General features: G+C 67.7%; 16 protein-coding genes. 11 read left to right on the forward strand and 5 right to left on the reverse strand.

Annotated features, from left to right (window positions below):
* Positions 1 to 27: 27 nt before the first annotated feature.
* The 8 genes from AC1MDG_RS02685 to AC1MDG_RS02720 all read left to right on the forward strand — a co-directional run bounded on the left by AC1MDG_RS02685 (position 28) and on the right by AC1MDG_RS02720 (position 12075).
* Positions 28 to 1194 carry a Gfo/Idh/MocA family protein gene (locus AC1MDG_RS02685; RefSeq protein ID WP_479807371.1) on the forward strand — a complete coding sequence of 389 codons (1167 nt, stop codon included), beginning with the start codon at positions 28 to 30 and terminating at the stop codon, positions 1192 to 1194.
* A gap of 137 nt (positions 1195 to 1331) precedes the next feature.
* Positions 1332 to 2393, forward strand: a complete 1062-nt coding sequence (locus tag AC1MDG_RS02690; RefSeq protein ID WP_479807373.1) for a LacI family DNA-binding transcriptional regulator — start codon at positions 1332 to 1334, stop codon at positions 2391 to 2393.
* 162 nt (positions 2394 to 2555) lie between these two features.
* Complete coding sequence (uxaC, locus tag AC1MDG_RS02695; protein WP_479807375.1) at positions 2556 to 3962, forward strand: glucuronate isomerase; 1407 nt, start codon at positions 2556 to 2558, stop codon at positions 3960 to 3962.
* The gene (locus AC1MDG_RS02700; RefSeq protein WP_479807377.1) at positions 3959 to 5389 is read left to right on the forward strand and encodes a mannitol dehydrogenase family protein; all 1431 of its coding nucleotides are present in this window, start codon (positions 3959 to 3961) and stop codon (positions 5387 to 5389) included. The genes uxaC and AC1MDG_RS02700 overlap by 4 nt, the downstream gene beginning before the upstream one ends.
* 252 nt (positions 5390 to 5641) lie before the next feature.
* Entirely contained in the window at positions 5642 to 7072 is a 1431-nt protein-coding gene (gene uidB / locus AC1MDG_RS02705) for a glucuronide transporter (RefSeq protein ID WP_479807379.1), read from the forward strand.
* A 33-nt stretch (positions 7073 to 7105) separates the two neighbouring features.
* Positions 7106 to 8335: a D-mannonate dehydratase ManD gene (gene manD, locus AC1MDG_RS02710; RefSeq protein ID WP_305943393.1), complete on the forward strand. Its 1230-nt coding sequence runs from the start codon at positions 7106 to 7108 to the stop codon at positions 8333 to 8335.
* Positions 8325 to 10667, forward strand: a complete 2343-nt coding sequence (locus AC1MDG_RS02715; protein ID WP_479807380.1) for a gluconokinase, GntK/IdnK-type — start codon at positions 8325 to 8327, stop codon at positions 10665 to 10667. Before manD ends, AC1MDG_RS02715 begins: the two co-directional genes overlap by 11 nt.
* A 133-nt stretch (positions 10668 to 10800) precedes the next feature.
* Positions 10801 to 12075 carry an FAD-dependent oxidoreductase gene (locus AC1MDG_RS02720; protein WP_479807382.1) on the forward strand — a complete coding sequence of 425 codons (1275 nt, stop codon included), beginning with the start codon at positions 10801 to 10803 and terminating at the stop codon, positions 12073 to 12075.
* Here AC1MDG_RS02720 and AC1MDG_RS02725 read toward each other — a convergent pair.
* From AC1MDG_RS02725 to acsA, 5 genes are read right to left on the reverse strand one after another with little or no spacing between them, the layout of a single operon-like run.
* Positions 12054 to 12296 carry an acyl carrier protein gene (locus AC1MDG_RS02725; protein WP_043477746.1) on the reverse strand — a complete coding sequence of 81 codons (243 nt, stop codon included), beginning with the start codon at positions 12294 to 12296 and terminating at the stop codon, positions 12054 to 12056. The genes AC1MDG_RS02720 and AC1MDG_RS02725 overlap by 22 nt on opposite strands.
* On the reverse strand, positions 12293 to 13762 hold the full coding sequence (locus AC1MDG_RS02730) for a dihydrolipoamide acetyltransferase family protein (protein WP_479807384.1): 1470 nt from the start codon (positions 13760 to 13762) through the stop codon (positions 12293 to 12295). The genes AC1MDG_RS02725 and AC1MDG_RS02730 overlap by 4 nt, the downstream gene beginning before the upstream one ends.
* Positions 13755 to 14735, reverse strand: a complete 981-nt coding sequence (locus tag AC1MDG_RS02735) for an alpha-ketoacid dehydrogenase subunit beta (RefSeq protein ID WP_479807386.1) — start codon at positions 14733 to 14735, stop codon at positions 13755 to 13757. The genes AC1MDG_RS02730 and AC1MDG_RS02735 overlap by 8 nt, the downstream gene beginning before the upstream one ends.
* Positions 14732 to 15733 carry a pyruvate dehydrogenase (acetyl-transferring) E1 component subunit alpha gene (gene pdhA / locus AC1MDG_RS02740; RefSeq protein ID WP_479807388.1) on the reverse strand — a complete coding sequence of 334 codons (1002 nt, stop codon included), beginning with the start codon at positions 15731 to 15733 and terminating at the stop codon, positions 14732 to 14734. Before pdhA ends, AC1MDG_RS02735 begins: the two co-directional genes overlap by 4 nt.
* Entirely contained in the window at positions 15730 to 17553 is a 1824-nt protein-coding gene (acsA, locus tag AC1MDG_RS02745; protein ID WP_479807390.1) for an acetate--CoA ligase, read from the reverse strand. Before acsA ends, pdhA begins: the two co-directional genes overlap by 4 nt.
* Positions 17554 to 17687: 134 nt before the next feature.
* Here acsA and pyrE point away from each other — a divergent pair, with 134 nt between their 5' ends.
* The 3 genes from pyrE (at position 17688) to AC1MDG_RS02760 (ending at position 19907) form a co-directional block, all read left to right on the forward strand.
* Positions 17688 to 18272, forward strand: coding sequence for an orotate phosphoribosyltransferase (pyrE, locus tag AC1MDG_RS02750; RefSeq protein ID WP_479807392.1), 585 nt, complete (start codon positions 17688 to 17690; stop codon positions 18270 to 18272).
* 131 nt (positions 18273 to 18403) lie between these two features.
* Positions 18404 to 19222, forward strand: coding sequence for a GAF and ANTAR domain-containing protein (locus AC1MDG_RS02755; protein ID WP_043477758.1), 819 nt, complete (start codon positions 18404 to 18406; stop codon positions 19220 to 19222).
* A 91-nt stretch (positions 19223 to 19313) separates the two neighbouring features.
* Entirely contained in the window at positions 19314 to 19907 is a 594-nt protein-coding gene (locus AC1MDG_RS02760; protein ID WP_479807394.1) for a hypothetical protein, read from the forward strand.
* Positions 19908 to 19943: the final 36 nt, after the last annotated feature.

The raw sequence follows: 19943 nt of genomic DNA on the forward strand, positions 1-19943 counted from the left end.
CACCGACTGACTACGGAGAATCACCGCATGAGCAAGAAAGTACGCCTCGGCATCATCGGCCTGGGCCAGCAGGGCGGCGCCTACGCCAGGTTCATCACGGAGGGCATGGTCCCCAACATGGTGGTCGGCGCCATCTGCGATACCGACCCCGCGAAGAAGGAACTGGCCGCTTCCCAGTACCCGGACGCACCCTTCTACGACGACTACATCACCATGCTCGAAAGCGGCGATGTGGACGCCGTCGTCACCTGCGTGCCGCACTTCCTGCACCCGGAAATGGGCATTGAAACGCTCAAGCGCAACATCCACGCCCTCGTGGAGAAGCCGGCCGGCGTTTACACCAAGCAGGTCAAGGAGCTCAACGAGTTTGCCGCGAGCAAGCCCGAGCTGTCCTTCGCCATCATGTTCAACCAGCGCAACAACCCGCTGTACCGGAAGCTCAAGGAGATCGTCGAGAACGGCGAAATCGGCAGCATCCGCCGCACCAACTGGATCATCACCAACTGGTGGCGCCCGCAGGGGTACTACAACTCCAGCGAATGGCGCGCCACGTGGGGCGGCGAGGGCGGCGGCGTGCTGGTCAACCAGGCACCGCACCAGCTGGACCTGTGGCAGTGGATCTGCGGCGTGCCCAAGTCCGTCTACTCCAAGGTTGCCTACGGCTTCCGCCGCGACATCGCCGTGGAAGACGAGGTCACCGCCGTCGTCGACTATGGAAACGGTGCCACCGGCGTCTTCGTCACCGCCACGCACGACCTCGTGGGAACCGACCGCTTCGAAATCCTGGGAGACCAGGGCAAGATCGTCGTCGAAAATTCCAAGACCGCCACCGTGACCCGCCTGAAGAAGCCCGAGCGCGAACTCAGCGACGCCATGGACATGGACGATGTCCGCAAGCTCTTTATGGGCCAGCTGAACCCGGAGCAGTACTACAGCACCGAGGTCATCGAGTTCGAGTCCGTCTGGGGCGGGCAGCATGCCGGCGTCCTTGAGAACTTCGCAGCCAACATCCTGGACGGCACCCCGTTGCTGGCCCCGGGATCGGACGGAATCAACGGCGTCCGCCTGGCCAACGCCATCCACCTCTCCAGCTGGACCGGCACGGAAGTGGGCCTGGACTTCGACGAGGACGTGTTCCTGGCCGAGCTGAACAAGCGTATCGCGGACGAGGGCAAGTTCCCCGAGCGCTCCTAGCCCGAGCCTGCTGGCGGCCCGTTCCCGGCAACCGCTGGCCAACTCAGCCCAACTGGCTCGCAGTTAATGTCGTGATGAGTACTTTTCCCGACATTAACTGCGGCCCGGTTGAGGCGTTACCTCGTTAGGATGGGGCGGTGACTGAACCCAAGACGCCGGACGCTGCCGCACCGACAAGCCCGGCCAAGAAGCACCCCCGGGACGGAAAACCCCACGCCACCATCTACGACATTGCCAAGGTTGCCGGCGTCAATCCCTCCACGGTGTCCCGCGCGCTCAGCAAGCCGGGCCGGGTCAGCGCCAAGACCCAGAAGCTCATCGAGGACGCCGCCGCCGAGCTGAACTACCAGGTCAACCCGTTCGCCCGCGCCCTGCCCACAGGCCGCACCAACACCTTCGGCCTGATCGTCGCGGACATCACCAACCCCACCTTTTTCGACATCATCCGCGGGGCGCAGACAACCGCCACCGTGCGGGACTACACGCTGGTGCTGGCCGAGTCCGCAGAGTCCGCCGTCACCGAACTGACGGCAGCGCGACGGATGATGGCCACCGTGGACGGCCTCATCCTGGCCAGCCCGCGGATGGACGACGACGACATCAGGGCCCTGGCCCGGGACAAGCCGGTGGTGGTCATCAACCGCGAAGTGGACGGCGTTCCCTGCGTGGTCCCGGACGTGAACAAGGGCATCAGCGAGGCGGTCCGCAGCCTGGCCGCCAACGGGCACACGAAAGTTGCCTTTGTTGCCGGGCCTCAGCAGTCCTGGATGTCCGCCCGCCGCTGGGAAGGCGTGCAGGCGGCCTGCGAATGGTCCCGGCTTGAGGCCGTGCGGCTGGAATCAACCAAACCCACGGTCGAGGGCGGCAGGCAGGTGGCGCGCGACGTCCGCGCCAGCGGCGCCACGGCCGTGCTGACGTACAACGACCTCCTGGCCATCGGACTCATGCAGGAACTCCAGGCCGCGGGCATGGTGGTGCCGGACCAGATCAGCATCGTGGGCTTCGACGACATCTTCGGCGCCGACTTCACCACACCTCCGCTCACCACCGTCCGCTCGCCGCTGGGGGAGTGCGGCTCGGGCGCCGCCACCCTGCTGCTCGACCTGCTGCACGGCACGGGGGACCCGGCGGCTACGCTGCGCGTCGAAACGGAGCTGGTGCTGCGGGGCTCGAGCGGAAGGCTGCTGCCCGCCGGCTAGGTCCCGGGACGCAGAATCGGTCCGGGGACACCCGGATTCGCGCGTCCCCGGACCGAAACGGCGTCCTCCGCCTAAATCCAGGCCCCACGTCACCCCGCAACCGGAGTGGCAATTTTTGGCAACCGGTTGACAAACGCCCACAGCAGGCCGGACCATTGATGTATGTCACAGTCGATTGCCGCCAACCCAGACCGGCTCCTGCCCGCGGATCCCGGAACGCGCAGCATTGCGCGCGACCTCCTGCAGCGCGTCCAGGACCTCCCCATCATTTCCCCGCACGGCCACGTTGACGCCGCAGTCATCGAGCACAACACACCCTTCCCGGACCCGGCGGCGCTGCTGGTCAGCCCGGACCACTACGTCACCCGCCTGATCCACGCCAGCGGCGTCCCGCTGAACCGGCTGCGCGGCTCCAACGCCTCGGAGCCTGACTCCCGCGCAGTGTGGCATGAGTTCTGCAAGGCCTGGCCGTTGTTCGAAGGCACCGCTTCCGGCTACTGGCTCCGCACCCAGTTCGACAGCGTGTTCGGCCTCCAGCAGGAGATCAGCGCCGAAACCGCCGATGCCAGCTACGACGCGATTTCCGCCAAGCTGCTGGAGCCCGGTTTCCGGCCCCGCCAGCTCTTCAAGGACTTCAACATCGAGGTCCTGGCCACCACGGACGATCCCCTGGATACCTTGGCCAGCCACAAGGCAATTGCCCAGGACCCCACCTTCCACGGGCGCGTGCTGCCCACGTTCCGCCCGGACGCCTACCTCAACATCGCCCACCCCGCGTGGTCCGCGAACGTTGACCGGCTCATCGCGGCAGCGGGCGACGGCGCCACCGGCTATGCCGGGTACATCACCGCGCTGGAGAACCGGCGTCGTTATTTCGTGGAGCACGGCGCGGTTTCCGCGGACCATGGAGTCCGCACTCCCGCCACGCTCAAGCTCGACGCCGGCGAGGCGGCCAAGCTGTTTGACCGCGCCCGTTCGGGCCAGGCCACGGCGCAGGACCGCGAAGACTTCGAAGCCCACATGATGTACCAGATGGCGCGGATGTCCGTGGAGGACGGCCTGGTCATGACCATCCACCCGGGGTCCTACCGCAACCACCATGAGCCCACGTTCAACGCGTACGGCGCGGACACCGGCCACGACATCCCGTTCGCCGTGAACTACACCGAGGCCATCCGCCCGCTGCTGCAGGACTTCGGCACCGCCGAGGACTTCCACCTGGTGCTGTTCACCCTGGATGAGACCGTCTTCTCCCGTGAACTGGCGCCGCTGGCGGGCTTCTACCCGTCCGTGTACCTCGGCGCCCCGTGGTGGTTCCTCGACGCGCCGGACGCCATGCTGCGCTTCCGCTCGGCCGTCACGGAGACCGCCGGCTTCTCCCGCTCGTCCGGCTTCATCGACGACACCCGCGCCTTCTGCTCCATCCCCGCGCGCCACGACGCCTCCCGCCGGATCGAGGCCTCCTTCCTGGCGCGCCTCGTCGCCGAGCACCGCGTCAGCGAGGACCGCGCACACGAACTGATCGTTGACATCGTGGACGGTTCTCCCCGGCGGGTGTTCAAGCTGTGAGCATCGAACTGCAACCGACGGCGGAACCGGCAGCGCACCTTCCCCGGCTGAGCCGCAGCCTGCGCCCGTCCGCCAAGGCGCCGGTAAGGATCGTCCACCTGGGGCTGGGCGCCTTCCACCGCTCGCACCAGGCCTGGTACACCCAGCAGGCGGGCGACTCCGCGGACTGGGGAATTGCCGCCTTCACCGGCCGGCGCCCCGACGCAGCGTTGGCCCTGGCGGAACAGGACGGGCTGTACACCGTCGTGGAACGCGCCGACGCCAGCGACTCCTTCACGGTGGTGAGCAGCATCGTGGAGGCCGTGGACGGCGCCGACGTGCAGCGGCTGGCGGAGCTCCTTGCGGCTCCCGCCACCGCCGTCGTCACCCTGACCATCACCGAAGCCGCCTACCGGCTCGGCTCCGACGGGCAGCTTGACCGCACGGCGTCCGACGTCGTTGCCGACCTTGCGCTGCTGGCCTCCGGCAGCGGCAATCCGACGACGCCGCTGGGCCGGCTGGTGCTGGCCCTCGCCGCCCGCCGGGCTGCCGGGGGAGGACCGCTTGCCGTGGTCTGCTGCGACAACCTTTCCAACAACGGCACCGTGGCCCACAACGCAGTGGTAGGCATGGCCGGGGCGTGGGACGAAGGCCTGGCCGGCTGGATCGACGCCAACGTCAGCTTCGTCAGCACGTCCGTGGACCGCATCACGCCGCGAACCACGGATGCGGACATCGACGCGGTTGAGTCCGCCTGCGGCTACCGGGACAATTCCCCTGTGGTGGCCGAGCCGTTCTCCAACTGGGTGCTCAGCGGGGACTTCCCCGCCGGGCGTCCCCGCTGGGAAGACGCCGGCGCAGTGTTCGTGGCCGAGATCGAACCCTACGAGAACCGGAAGCTGTGGCTCCTGAACGGCGCGCACTCCCTGCTGGCCTACGCGGGACAGCTCCGCGGGCACGCCACTGTGGCCCAGGCGCTGGTGGACCCGGCTTGCCTGCAGGCTGTTGAAAGCTTCTGGGATGAGGCGGAGGCGAACCTTTCCGGCGCGGAAGGGACAGCAGACCTCCAGATCCCGGCCTACCGGGCCGCCCTGCTGGCTCGCTTCAGCAACGCCCGGATTGCCCACCACCTGGCGCAAATCGCCATGGACGGCAGCACCAAGCTGCGGATGCGCGCCGTTCCGGTGCTGCAGGCCGAACGTGCCGCGGGCAGGTCCGGGGCGGCCGCCGCGCTCATGATTGCGGCCTGGATGGACTACAGCGCTGTCGCTGAGGCATTCCAGGATCCCCTGGCCGACGAGGTGGCTGCTGCCAACCGGCTCAGCGGCACCGAGCGGATCCGTACCCTGCTGGCCCTCGTGGACCCGGGCCTGGCCGGGGACGACGCCGTTGTGGGCCTGATCGAAGACCTGTGCGGAACGTTCGGGGAGCGGGCTGTCTCCCTCTAGCGTCCTCCGCACACGCGCTGCTGCCCGGCTCCCGGATCACGGGGGCCGGGCAGCGGTGTTTCAATGAACATTCAACAAAAGCTATGGCAACCGCTTGCCATTTGATTGCCAAGTGACTAGGATTACAGCAAGAGCTAGTGGCGGGATTCCGGGCTTCGCACCTGTCGGACGCTCAGGACTTTCCAAGTACCAAGCATTTTCACAATTTTTGCCGGCTCCACGGGGGCGGGCACCGGGTAAAGGAGCCCAACCATGAAAAAGCTGAGCAAGCTAAGCATCCTCGGCTACGGCGCCGGCGATGCCGCCAACAACCTCGCCTTCACCACCGCCACCATGTTCCTCCTGGTCTACTACACGGACGTTGCAGGAATCTCCGCGGCCGCGGCAGGCACCCTGCTCCTGGTGGTCAGGATCTTTGATGCGTTCGCCGACGTTTTCGCCGGCCGCATGGTGGACCGCACCTTCAGCAGGCGCTTCGGGAAGTTCCGTCCGTTCATCATGTTCGGTTCCATCCCGCTGCTGCTCCTGAGCGTGGCAACGTTCTCCGTCCCGCAGCTGGGCGAATCTGGCACCCTGCTCTACGCCTACGTCACCTACGCGGCACTCGGCCTGGCCTATAGCCTGGTCAACATCCCCTACGGCTCGCTGGCCGGCGCCATGACCCAGGACCCGGGGGAGCGCGCCAAGCTGGGATCGGCCCGCATGGTGGGCGGACTGCTGGTGGGTTCGGCCCTTGGCATCTTCGTGGCACCGCTGATCAAGCCGGGCGCCGACCTGCAGGGAACCTTCACCACCATCACCCTGCTGTTCGTCGTGATCGGTGCGGTCCTCTACTTCTTCACCGTGATGACCGCCAAGGAACGCGTCCACCGCGCCGTCCCGAACGTCTCCGTCAAGCAGAGCATGGAAACCCTGAAGGGCAACAAGCCCCTCCTGATGCTGTGCATCAGCTCCTTCTTTTTCCTCTCCGGCTACCTGGCGCTCACCTCGGTGCAGCTGTACTACCTGCGCGACGTCCTCGGCCACCTGGACCTGTACCCGGTGCTGTCCATCATCCAGCTGGCCGCCACCTTCGTGCTGGCCGGGTTCATGCCCAGGCTGGTCCGCACCATCGGCAAGAAGCGCGTCTACATCTACTCGTCAGTGCTCACCGTCATAGGCGGCGCCATCATCTTCTTCATCCCCGCCGGCCAGATCTGGATCGGGTTCTCCGGCCTGGTGATCAGCCTCGTGGGCGTCCTCGCCGTCAACATCGTGGTGTGGGCCCTGGAAGCCGACACTGTGGAATACGGCGAATGGAAGACCGGCGTCCGGACCGAGGGCATCACCTACGCCCTGTTCTCCTTCACCCGCAAGACCGGCCAGGCCGTAGGCGGCGCCCTCGCCGCCTACGCACTGGCACTGGGCGGCTACAAGTCCGGCGGTGCACAGACTGCCGACGCCCTCTTCGGAATCCAGCTGGCAGCGGGCGCCATCCCGGCCGTGCTCACCATCCTCGCCGTCCTGGTCATGTCCAAGTACAAGCTCACGGACGCCATGCACGCCGAGATCCTCACCGAAATCCAGGCACGCCGCACCAGCGGCGAAGCCGCAGCCTCAGAGGCAGCCCCGGAAGCCGCCTCGGAGGACGCCGCAGGCAAAACCGCTGCCGCCGCCAAGCCTCTCTCCACCTCCACCAACTAAGCCTCGCCCCAGCCCCGCTCGAAAGGAACAGCTGTGAAAATCATTGCCGCGGAAGTCTTCGTGACAAGCCCTTCCCGTAACTTCGTGACCCTCCGGATCACCACGGAGGACGGCGTGACCGGCATCGGTGACGCCACCCTGAACGGCCGCGAACTCGCCGTCGCCGCCTACCTCAAGGAACACGTCGCCCAGCTGCTGATCGGCAAGGACCCGCACCGGATCGAGGACACCTGGCAGTTCCTGTACCGGTCCTCGTACTGGCGCCGCGGCCCGGTGACCATGGCAGCGATCGCCGCAGTGGACATGGCCCTCTGGGACATCAAGGGCAAGATGGCCGGCATGCCGGTCTACCAGCTCCTCGGCGGAGCCTCCCGCAACGGCCTGCGCGCCTACGGCCACGCCTCCGGTGCGGACATCCCGTCCCTCTTCGATTCCGTCCGGGAGCACCTGGAACTCGGCTACAAGTCCGTCCGCATCCAGACCGCCGTCCCCGGCATCAAGGCCGTCTACGGCGTGGCCGCCCAGGCCCAGGCCTCCGGCGAGCGCTACGACTACGAGCCCGCCGGCCGCGGCGCCTTCCCGGTGGAGGAAGACTGGGACACCCGCGCCTACCTCCGGCACCTGCCCACCGTGTTCGAGGCTGTCCGCAACGAATTCGGCCCGGAACTGCCGCTGCTGCACGACGGCCACCACCGGATGACCCCGATCCAGGCCGCCAAGCTGGGCAAGGCACTGGAACCGTACGACCTCTTCTGGCTCGAGGACTGCACCCCGGCCGAGAACCAGGAAGCCCTGCGCCTGGTGCGCCAGCACACCACCACCCCGCTGGCCATCGGTGAAATCTTCAACACCGTGTACGACTACCAGACCATCATCAAGGAACAGCTGATCGACTACGTCCGGGCAGCTTCCACGCACTTCGGCGGGATCTCCCCGCTGAAGAAGGTCATGGACTTCGCCGCGCAGTACCAGATCAAGTCCGGCTTCCACGGCCCCACCGACATCTCCCCGGTGGGCTTCGCCGCCCAGCTGCACGTGGGCCTGGCCATCCACAACTACGGCATCCAGGAATACATGCAGCACTCGGACAAGACCAACGAGGTCTTCGAGCAGTCCATGACCTTCGTGGACGGCTACCTGCACCCGGGCGACAAGCCCGGCATCGGCGTCGAATTCAACGAAGAGGCCGCAGCCGCGTTCCCGTACCAGCAGGCCTACCTGCCCTACAACCGCCTCGTCGACGGCACCGTCCATGACTGGTGAGGCACGGCTCGTGACAACGCACGCCATCAAACACCGCATCATCGTTATGGGCGTCTCCGGCTGCGGCAAGACCACCATCGGCGACCTCGTGGCCCGCGAACTGGGCGTACCGTTCCTCGACGGCGACTCCCTCCACCCCGTGGAAAACGTGGCCAAAATGGCCGCCGGCACGCCCCTGACCGACGAGGACCGCTGGCCCTGGCTGGCCACCGTGGGCGCCGAACTCGCCACCGCCGGCGACGGCGGCCTGGTGCTTGCATGCTCCGCCCTGCGGCGCAGCTACCGCGACGCCATCCGGGAGCAGGCGCCGGACACCGTGTTCCTGCACCTGCACGGCAGCAAAGAGGTGCTGAGGGAACGGACTGAAGGGCGCACCGGCCACTTCATGCCGCCCGCCCTCTTTGATTCGCAGCTCGCCACCCTGGAACCGCTCGACGCCGACGAAGCCGGCATCGTGGTGGACATCGCCGCCCCGGTTGACCAGGTGGTGACCGAAGCGCTGGCGGGCCTCGCCCTCCTGAACGCTGCCGTCGTCGCCGGTTCCACGGCAGCGGGCACCCGCGAAGGTGCCGCCGGCACCCAGCCGCGGCAGTTCGACGTCGACCTCCAGGCCGCGCCGTTCAACCTCGATGACGCAGCGGTTCAGTGGGTGAACAGCACCCTCGAGTCGATGAGCCTCGAGGAAAAGATCGGACAGCTGTTCATCAACCACAACAACGACTACTCCCCGGAGTACCTCGACGGTGTGCTGGAGAACTACCACGTGGGCGGCATGCGCTACCGGCCCGGCCCCTCGGCCGCGGTGCAGGAACACATCCGCTACGCGCAGTCCAAGACCCGCATCCCGCTGCTGGTGGCCTCCAACCCGGAAATGGGGGGAGCCGGAAGCTGCGACGACGGCACGTTCGTGGCCACGCACCTGCAGGCCGGTTCGCACCCGGACAAGGCCATCGCCCGGCAGATGGGCCAGGTGGCCGGCGTCGAAACCGCGGCGCTGGGCTGCAACTGGGCCTTCGCGCCGATCGTGGACATCCACTACAACTGGCGGAACACGGTCATCTCCACCCGGGCCTTCGGCAACACCCCGGAGATCGTGGTGGAGCGCGCCAAGGAGTACTTCGACGGCATCAGCGAGTCACCCACCGCCTGCGCCATGAAGCACTTCCCCGGCGACGGCATGGACGAGCGCGACCAGCACGTGGTCACGTCCTACAACACCCTTGGCTACGAGGAGTGGAACCGGAGCTACGGGCACGTGTACCGCGAAATGATCGGGCACGGCGTGCAGTCCATCATGATCGGCCACATCGGCGCACCGGAACTGTCCCGGCACTTCCGCCCGGGCCTCGCGGACAAGGACATCAAGCCTGCCACGCTGGCGCCGGAACTGCTGCAGGACCTGCTCCGCGGCGAGCTGGGCTTCAACGGGCTGATCCTCACCGACGCCTCGCAGATGATTGGCCTCACCCAGGCCATGAAGCGCAAGGACCTGGTGCCGGCCACCATCGCCGCCGGCTGCGACATGTTCCTGTTCTTCCGCAACCCTGCGGAGGACTTCCAGTACATGCTGGACGGCTACAAGTCCGGCGTCATCACCGAGCAGCGCCTGCATGACGCGCTGCGCCGGATCCTCGCCCTGAAGGCTAGCCTGGGCCTCCACCGGAAGGCGCGCCACGAGCTGGTCCCGCCGGCGGACGCGCTCGCCGTGATCGGCAGCGACGCCCACCGGGCCATTGCGGCAGAGATCGCGGACAAGACCGTCACCCTGGTCAAGGACACTGCCGGCAACCTGCCCATCACGCCGGAGACCCACAAGCGGATCCGCCTGTACGGCATTTCCGGCGGCTCGGACTTCACCAGGGCTGACCCGCTGGCCTACCTGGACACCGTCAAGGCGGAGCTGGAGAACGCCGGCTTCGAGGTGCACCTGTTCAAGACGGCGGACCAGCGCGAGGCGGCAGGGGAGACCGGCGTGAACTTCATGTCGGTCATCTCGGAGGAAGCCACCGGCGACTACGCGGACAAGTACGACGCCGCCTTCGTGTTCGCCAACGTGAAGGGCTTCGCCCAGGAGGCAGCCATCCGGATCAAGTGGTCCACCCCGATGGCCGCGGAGATCCCGTGGTACGTCACCGAGGTCCCCACCGTGTTCGTCTCGCTCAACCAGCCCAACCACCTGATCGACGTGCCGATGGTGAAGACCGCCATCCACGCCCACGCAGGGTCGCCCGAGGCCATTCGGGCGACCATCGGGAAGATCATGGGCAAATCGGAATTCCAGGGAACGTTCAACGACAACGTTTTCTGCAATTCTTTCGACACCCGGCTCTGACCCGGTAACGGCCGGGGGACACTGAAACGGCCTGGGGACACACGAATCCGTGTGTCCCCGGGCCGTTTCGGTGTCCGGGGACCTTTTGCGCGTCCCATTCCCTGCGGCGGCGCGTCCGGCGTAGCGTGGGTGCATGGAGCGAACGGGGTGCGTGGTTGTCGGCGGAGGGCCGGCGGGGATGATGCTGGGCCTCCTGCTGGCCCGGGCCGGGGTGGAGGTTACGGTCCTCGAAAAGCACGGCGACTTCCTCCGGGATTTCCGCGGCGACACCGTGCACGCGTCCACCATCAGGCTGATCGACGAACTGGGGCTGGGCGACGGGTTCCGGAAGCTTCCGCAGAGCAAGCTGAACAACGTCGCCTTTCCCATCCCGGGCGCCGGACTGGTCACCCTGGGCGATTTCGCGTCCCTGAAGCCCCCGTACAACTACATCGCCATGATGCCGCAGTGGGACTTCCTGAACTTCCTCGCCTCCGAGGCTGCCCGCGAACCCACGTTCACGCTCCTGATGGAGCATGAAGCCACCTCGTTAATGTTCGACGGCGGGCGGGTCACCGGCGTCCGCTACCGGACGCGCGGGAACGGCAGTGCGCAGGGTGGGATGCAGGGTACTGACGGGGCGCTCCACGCGGACCTCGTGGTGGCCACGGACGGGCGCCATTCCGTACTGCGCCGGGCCGCCGGCCTGCAGTCGAAGGAGTATCCGGTTCCCTTCGACACCTGGTGGTTCAAGCTCCCGCGCCACGCTTCGGAACAGGGCGCGGTGGCGGGCATCGTCCCGGCGTTCCGGGACCGCGAAGCCATGATTGCCCTGTTCCGCGACGACTACTACCAGATGGGCTACCTCGGCCCCAAGGGAGCGGACGCCAGGATCCGGGCCGAAGGGGTGGAGCGGTTCAGGGAGCGGGTCGCCGCCTTGCGTCCTGACCTGGCGGACCGCGTGGACTCCATCCGTTCGCTCGACGACCTCCACTGGCTGGACGTGCGGCTGGACCGGCTGCGGCGCTGGTACGTGGACGGGCTGCTGTGCATCGGCGACGCCGCCCATGCCATGTCCCCGGCGGGCGGCGTGGGCATCAACCTGGCCATCCAGGATGCCGTGGCGGCGGCCGCGCGGCTGGCACCGGCCTTGCTCCGGGGGCAGGTGCCGGTGAAGGACCTTGCCGCGGTGGAACGGCGGCGCCGGATGCCCACCGTCGTTGTCCAGACCGTCCAGCGCGTGATGCACCGGGCAGTGTTCGTTCCGCTGTTCGCCGGGAAGCGGTCCGGGGCTCCGCCGGTCCTGCTGTTCTTTGTCCGGCATGCCCCGGTGGTGCGGCGGCTGATGCCGCGGCTCATCGCTTTCGGCCCCAGGCCGGAACACGCGCCGCCGTTTGCCCGCCGCGGTCAGCCGCGGGCGGCGAGGTAATCGATCAGGCCCTTGACGGTGGCTACCGCGGCGTAGTCGCGTTCCGGAATGTCCACGCCGGTGCCCTCGTTGATGGTCTCGACGAGCCGGAGGAAATCCAGCGAATCGAGTTCGAGGTCCTGCCGCAGCCGGGAGCCTTCGTCGAGGCCGTCAAAGTCGACGTCCGGCGCAACCTGGCTGATGGCCGTGTGCACGGCCTGCCGTGCCTCCTGCTCGTTCATAGCTCCTCCGGTTTTTGCAGCAGTTCGTCGATGCGGGCCAGGAAGCGGCCGCCCCGGAGCCCGTCGCTGACCCGGTGGTCGGCGGAGAGGGTGGCGGTGACAGCGGGCCGCACGCCCAGCATGCCGTCGTGCGCCCAGGGCTGCTCCACCACTTTGCCCAGGCCCACCATGGCCACCTGCGGCGGGTAGATGACGCCGTAAACGGCCTCCACGCCGAGGTCGCCCAGGTTGGTGACCGTAATGGTGGGATCGGCCATTTCCGCGCGCTGCAGCCGCCCGGCACGCGCCCGGCTGACCAGGTCCCGCAACTGCTGCATCAGCACGTCCACGGCCAGGGTGTCGGCGTCGTGGATGGCGGGCGCCACCAGTCCGCCGTGCCGCAGGGCCACGGCAACGCCGAGGTGCACGGAGCTGCTCGGCCGGAACGCTCCGTCGGTGAAGAAGCCGTTGATTTCCGGGACTTCCCGGGCGGCCACGGCCGTTGCCTTCAACAGCAGGGCCGACGGAACCAGCCGCGAGGCCACCGGCCGCTGTTCGTTGACCTGTTGCATCCACCCGATGGCGGCACGTAGGTCCAGCGTGGTGCTGACGTAATAGTGCGGGATGGACTGCTTGGACCGGGTCATCAGCGAACCGATGGCCCGCCGGAGGCTGGACAGGCGGTCCTGCGCGTCCGACGGCGGTGCCTCCTTCGGGTGCGGCACCTCCACCCCGGGAAGAATGGCTTCTTCCGGCGGCTCTTCAGCGGGAACGGGCGCCGCCCGTCCGCTGACGGCACGCCGGACGTCAGCCTCGGTGACGGCGCCGTCGGGTCCCGTCCCGGGCACGGTGCCGATGTCGACGCCGAGCTGGTCCGCGAGCCGCCGCGCCCGCGGCGAGGACCGGATCCTGGTGCCAGGGGGCGCAGGGGCGGTGCGCTGAGCCGCCGGGGCTGCCGGTTCTGCCGGTTCTGCCGGGGCTGAACGGACAGCCGGGGCCAGCGCCGGCCGGGCGGCCGCAGCGCGTTCCACGTCGGCGCGGGTGACGGCGCCGTGCTTTCCGGTCCCGCGGATCCCTGCCGTTTCCACGCCAAGCTGGTGTGCCAAGTGCCGGACCGGGGGAGGAACATGGGCCGCGGCCGCGCCTTCGGGCTCTGCGGCAGCGGCGGTGACGGCTGCTTCTGCCGGGGCGGCTGCCGCCTTCGCCTGCGCACCAGCGGGCCGACCTCCTGCCTGGCCGGCGCCGTCGTCGGGAGTCTGGGTGATCCGGGCCAGGGGAGTGCCGATGGGAACAGTGGTGCCAATATCCACCAGCAGTTCGGCCACCACGCCCTCTTCGAAGGACTCCACGTCCATTACGGTCTTGTCCGTGTCCACAACGGCCACCACATCGCCGCGGTGCACGTAGTCTCCCGGTTTGACGAGCCACTCCACCATCTTGCCGTGCTCCATGTCCGCGCCAAGGGACGGCATCCTGAAATCACCCACGCGCCCCTACCGCCTCCCGGGCCGCAGCAACAATGCGTTCCACCGTGGGCAGCGCCGCCAGTTCCAGGTGTTTGGCGTAGGGCAGCGGCGCCTCCGCGCTGCACACCCGGCCTACGGGCGCGTCCAGGTCGAAGAACGAATTTTCGGTGATCCGTGCGCTCAGCTCGGCGGAGATGCTGCCGCTCCGCCAGCCTTCGTCCACCACAACGGCGCGGTGGGTCTTGGCCACGCTCCCCAGGATGGCGGCGTCGTCGAGCGGGCGCAGGACGCGCAAATCGAGCACCTCGGCATCGATGCCCTCAGCTGCCAACTGGGCGGCGGCGTCGAGCACTGCCGGCAGCGTTCCGCCGTACGTGATGAGCGAAATGTCCTGGCCGGCGCGGCGGACCGCAGCGGTGCTGATATCCACGGGGCCGGCGTCGTCAGCGAGCTCCCCGGCCACGTTGTAGAGGGTTCCGTGCTCGAAGATGAGCACCGGATCCGGGTCTTCCAGGGCGGTCCACAGCATCCCGCGGGCGTCCTCAAGGGTTGCGGGGGTGAGGATGCGCAGGCCCGGGATGTGCGCGTACCACCCCTCCAGGCTGTGCGAGTGCTGGGCGCCCAGTTGGCGGCCTGCGCCCGTGGTCATCCGGATGACCAGCGGCACGTTGAACTGCCCGCCGGACATGTGCAGCAGGGTGGCCGCATTGTTCACCAGCTGATCCAGCGCCAGCAGGCTGAAATTCACGGTCATGATCTCCACTATCGGCCGCATCCCGCCCAGGGCCGCCCCGATGCCTGCGCCCACGAAGCCGGCTTCGGACAGCGGAGTGTCCCGGATCCTTTCCGGACCGAACTCCTCGAACAAGCCAAGGCTCACGGCGAAGCAGCCGCCGTAGGCGCCAACATCCTCACCCATGAGGAACACCCGCTCATCGCGCTGGATGGCATCCCGGATGGCTGCCCGCATGGCTTCGCGGTAGGTGGTCTTCATTCCGGGCCCCGCTCGCTGTAGACGAACCGGGTCAGGTCTTCCAGCGGCTCCGGGGTGCCGGCCTCGGCGAATTCCACCGCGGCTTTTACTTCGTCCTCCACCTCCCGCTGGATGGCCTTCCAGTCCTTTCCCGACAACTGCCCGGTGGCTTCCAACGCCGTCCGCAGCGTGTCGATGGGATCGCGCTCCATCCAGCGGGAGACCTCCTTCTTGTCCCGGTAGCGTTCGGGATCGAACATGGAGTGGGCCCTGAAACGGTAGGTCCGCAGCTCGAGGAAATGCGGTCCGCCGCCGGCCCGGACGGCGTCCACCGCGCGGCGGGCTGCCTCTTCGACGGCGAGCACATCCATTCCGTCCGCGGACCACGACGCGATCTCGTAGCCGGCGGCTTTAAGGGCAATGTCGGTCTGCGATTCGGAACGTGCCAGCGCGGTGCCCATGGCGTACAGGTTGTTTTCGCAGCAGAACAGCACCGGCAGCTGCCAGAGCGCGGCCAGGTTCAGGCTTTCGTGGAATGCGCCCTCGGCCACGGCTCCTTCGCCGAAGAAGCAGACGGTCACGCGGGAGCGCCCGGACATTTTGTCGGCGAGAGCCAGGCCCACGGCCAGCGGCAGTCCGCCCGCCACGATCGCGTTGCCGCCGAAGAAGCGGGTGGCGGCGTCGAACAGGTGCATGGAGCCGCCGCGGCCGCGGCAGCAGCCCTCCACGTGGCCGTACATCTCGGCCAGGATGGCTCCGGCGGGCACGCCGCGCAGCAGCGCGTGGCCGTGCTCCCGGTACGTGGCCACCACGGCGTCGTCCGGAGCCAGGGTGCTCATCACGCCTGCGGCCACCGCTTCCTCGCCGATGTAGACGTGCAGGAACCCGCGGATCTTGGCCGCGCTGTAGAGTTCCACGCACTGTTCCTCGAGCCGCCGCACCCGAAGCATCTGGTGGAGCAGGTGGCGGGCATGGTCGGAGTCCGCTTTTCCCGTGCCGCGCGCTGCTGTGCCGGTCACGCTGGCGCTCCGGGATAGCGGCCGGGAGGCGACTCGATGGTGGAGGTGTCCCCCTCGGGGAGGCCGAGCTCGCGGGCCTTCAGGAGCCGCCGGAGGATCTTGCCGCTCCGGGTCTTCGGCAGGGCATCGGTGAAGTCCAGCAACCGGGGAGCCACCGCGGGGCCCAGCCGTTTGCGGGCGAAGCCGATGATGTCCAGCTTGAGTGCCTCCGAGGGCTGCCACCCGGTGCGGAGTTCCACGAAGGCCTTGACCACTTCGCCGGCCACGGGATCCGGGACGCCGATCACCCCGGCCTCGGCCACGGCCTCGTGCTCCATGAGCGAGCTCTCCACCTCGAAGGGGCCGATCAGGTGGCCCGAGGATTTGATGACGTCGTCGCCCCTGCCCACAAACCAGAAATACCCGTCGGCGTCCATCTTCGCGAGGTCCCCGGTGAGGTACCAGCCGCCGGCAAAGCAACGCCGGTACCGCTCGTCCTCGTGGAGGTAGCCGCGGAACATCGACGGCCAGCCGGGACGGAGGGCCAGTTCGCCCACCCCTTCCGGTTCAGTCACGAGGACAGCCTCGCCGTTCCTGAGCACCGCTTTGCCGTCCGGGTCCCGGGCCACAATCGCGGCCTCAACGCCGGGAAGGGGCCGCCCCATGGAACCGGGCCGGATCTCCATGGCGGGGTAGTTCGAAATCATGATGCCGCCGGTTTCGGTCTGCCACCAGTTGTCATGGACGGGCTGGCCGAAGGCCTCCTGGCCCCACACCACCACTTCGGGGTTGAGCGGTTCGCCCACGCTGGCCACAAACCGCAGCGCGGACAAATCGTGCCCTGCCGCGTGGCCGGCCCCGGCCTTCATCAGTATGCGCAGTGCGGTGGGGGCCGTGTACCAGACGGTGACGTGCTGCTCGGCGAGGATCCGGTACCACCTGTCCGCGTCCATCTCCTCTTCGTCCACAATGGTGGTCACGCCGTGGGTGAGGGGAGCAATCACGCCGTAGGAGGTGCCGGTGACCCAGCCGGGATCCGCGGTGCACCAGTAAACGTCGTCCGGGTGCAGGTCCAGCGCGAAGAAGCCGGTGGCGTGGTGTGCCGTGACGGCGTCGTGCACGTGGATGGCCCCTTTGGGGGTGCCGGTGGTGCCGCTGGTGAAGTGCAGCAGGGCCATTTCTTCGGCACGGGTGGACACGGTCTCCAGCCGCTGCGCGTCCCGCATCAGTTCGGCCAGATCCAGGGTTCCGGGGTCCGGCCGGCCCTCGGCATCAATGAGCAGCACGTGTTCCAGTTCCGGCAGCTCGTCGCGTATCTGGGCAACCTTCCGCCGGTACAGTGCCCGGGTGGTGATCAGGGCGCGGCCGGATCCCAGGTGGAGTCGCTGACGGACAGGCTCTGGGCCGAAGGCGGAAAACAGGGGGCAGAAGACGCTGGCATTCTTAAGCGTTCCCAGTACCGCGACATACAGTTCCGGGCTGCGGCCCATGAGCGAAAAGACCCGTTCCCCGCGGCCGATTCCCAGCCCGTGCAGGACGCCGGCAAACCGTCCGGTCTGTTCCGCCAGCTCTGCGTAACTCAGGGACCGGGCGGTACCGTCGGCGCGGATGAAACGCAGCGCCTCGTGGCCTGCCCGTTCTCCGGCGGCGTGGCGGTCCACGGCCTCGTACGCGATGTTGACGCCGCCATCGGGCAGGCCGGCCAGGGCGTGCCGGGCTTCGTCCCAGGAAAACGCGGCGCGGCTGGCGTCGTAGTCCACCATGTTCGGGCGGACGGCGAGGCCGCGGAGGTCCTTGGGGATTGCGGGCCAGCGGGTCGATGGAGCGGTTCCGGCCGTCATGGTTCAATCGGACTCCTCGCCGGGGAAGCTGCATAGAGTAGAAAGTCCCGTGGGTTTCCGGTCTGCCCGCCGGTGTGTCCCCCAGCAATGCGGCACGGGCCGGCACGCACCGCAGAGCCACTAAACTGGAGCCCATGACTGCTCCCAGCTTCCCTGCAGCTGACGCTGCTGCCGCCCGTGCCCGCCTGCTTGAACTGATCAAGGAACTCGCCGTGGTCCGCGGCAAGGTGATCCTGTCCAGCGGAGCCGAAGCCGACTACTACATCGACCTCCGCCGCATCACGCTGCACCACGAGGCCTCCAAACTGGTCGGCCAAGTCATGCTGTCGCTGATGGACGACGCCGGGATCGACTTTGAGTGCGCCGGCGGACTCACCATGGGGGCGGACCCGGTGGGCACCGCCGTGATGCATGCCGCCGTCGACGCCGGCCGGCCCGTCGACGCGTTCGTTGTCCGCAAGGTGCAGAAGTCCTACGGCATGGGCCGCCAGGTTGAGGGCCCCTCGGTGGAGGGCCGCAAGGTCCTGGTCCTGGAGGACACCTCCACCACGGGCGGCTCCGCGCTCACCGCGGTCGAAGGGGTGCGGCGGGCCGGCGGCAACGTCGTCGCCGTCGCCGTGATTGTGGACCGCGACACCGGCGCCAAGGAAAAGATCGAAGCCGAAGCCGGCGTCCCCTACCTGTTCGCCTTCGGGAAGGATGAACTCGGCCTGCACTAGCGTGCAGTTACCGGCGGCGCCTGCCGGGGGAACAATTCAGCCGGAAGCAAACCCCGCTTGGACGGTCAAGAGGCGCGACCTTACAATTTGCGTAGCTCAATTTCAAGTCACGCACCTGGAGAGAACGCGCCATGCTCCCGTCGAACCCGGCACCCACCACCGTCGACCAGATCCAGAACCTCATCCTGGAGAGTGCCGATTTCGAGGACTTCCTCAACGAACTGGCGCGCTTCTCCGCGCACCAGATGGCGGGCGACGGTGACGATGCACTCTGCGGCATCACCCTGCTCCGGGACCGCAAGGCCGCCACCATCGGCTGGAGCAGCGACTCCGCCCGTGAAGTGGACGAGATCCAGTACCGGCTGTCGCAGGGACCGTGTCTGACCGCCGCGCAGGAGGAACGGGAAGTCCACGTCCCGGACCTCTTCGAAGAAGACCGGTGGGGTCCCGATTATGCCAACGCCGTGGCCTCGCACGGGCTGCGTTCGGTGCTGTCGCTTCCCTTTAGCCTCCAGGGGGAAGCCAAGGCAGCCCTGAACCTCTACTCGGACGTTCCGCGCAAGTTTGACGAAAAAGCAGCGGCCCGCGCCCGCGAGTACACCCGTGAAATCTCGCAGGCGCTCCGCCTGGCGGTCCGTTTTTCGTTGCACACGGACAGTGCCACCAACCTCCGTGCGACGCTGGAATCCCGGACCACCATCGACATCGCCATAGGAATTGTGATGGCGCAGAACCGCTGCAGCCAGGAGGCGGCAGTGCAAATCCTGACCGACGCGTCCAGCAACAGCAACGTCAAGCTGCGGGATATCGCGAAGTCGCTGGTGGACTCGGTCGGCGGGGCAGGCACCCGCACGCACTTCGAGGAGCCGGGACAGGGCCAGGACCGCGGCCAGGGACGCGCGACGGCCCGGAACCAGGACCGCCGCGAAGACCGAAGCCAGGCCGGATAGCCGCCAAGTGCAGGCTTGTGGCGCCGCCCCGCGGGGGATACGCTAGCCAAGGTTGAGCCGTCGGCCATAGACACCCTTTTTTGGAGTACTTATGGACCGCAATCTTCATGCCCTCGTTAAGCTGGACGTCGCAGCCGATGTTGTTCGGATCGAGGTCCGGGGCAGCCTCAACCAGGAATCCCGCCCCGCCCTTGTGCACGTCATCCGGCGCATCCGCCGCATGGGAATTACCGCCCACATCCGCGTGGATCTTTCGCAGGCCGCGTTCGTGGAATCGCCTGCGTTGGTGGGGCTTCGCAACGACCTGAACGCGATCGACGGCGGCGCCTCCAACGGCGACACCTCGACCGTCTCCGGCGTATCACTCGAATTCATGCCGCAGCGGGAGTCCCTTTCTCCCGAGGCCGGATCGGCCCTGCAGACAATTGAAATCAGCGGAGAATTCGCCGCCTCCATCGACCCCTCGGGATGCGGGCCGCTGGCCCGGTACTCCGACGACGAACTCCTGGCAGCCAGCGATTCCATCTTCGGCCTCCTGGACGATCCCGCCGCGATTGCCGGAACGGAGCTGCTGGCGCAGTATGACGCGATCGGGATGGAAATCTCACGGCGGGAGAGCGCCGAAGCCGGCCGGAAGCACTCAGCAGACGGCCTGTCGGCGCGTCCGGCGGAGCCCGTGATCTAGCTGGTTTCGCGGGTTTCATATCCGGGTTCCGCTGTG

The sequence above is a fragment of the Arthrobacter sp. AIWTK1 genome, from assembly GCF_056680535.1.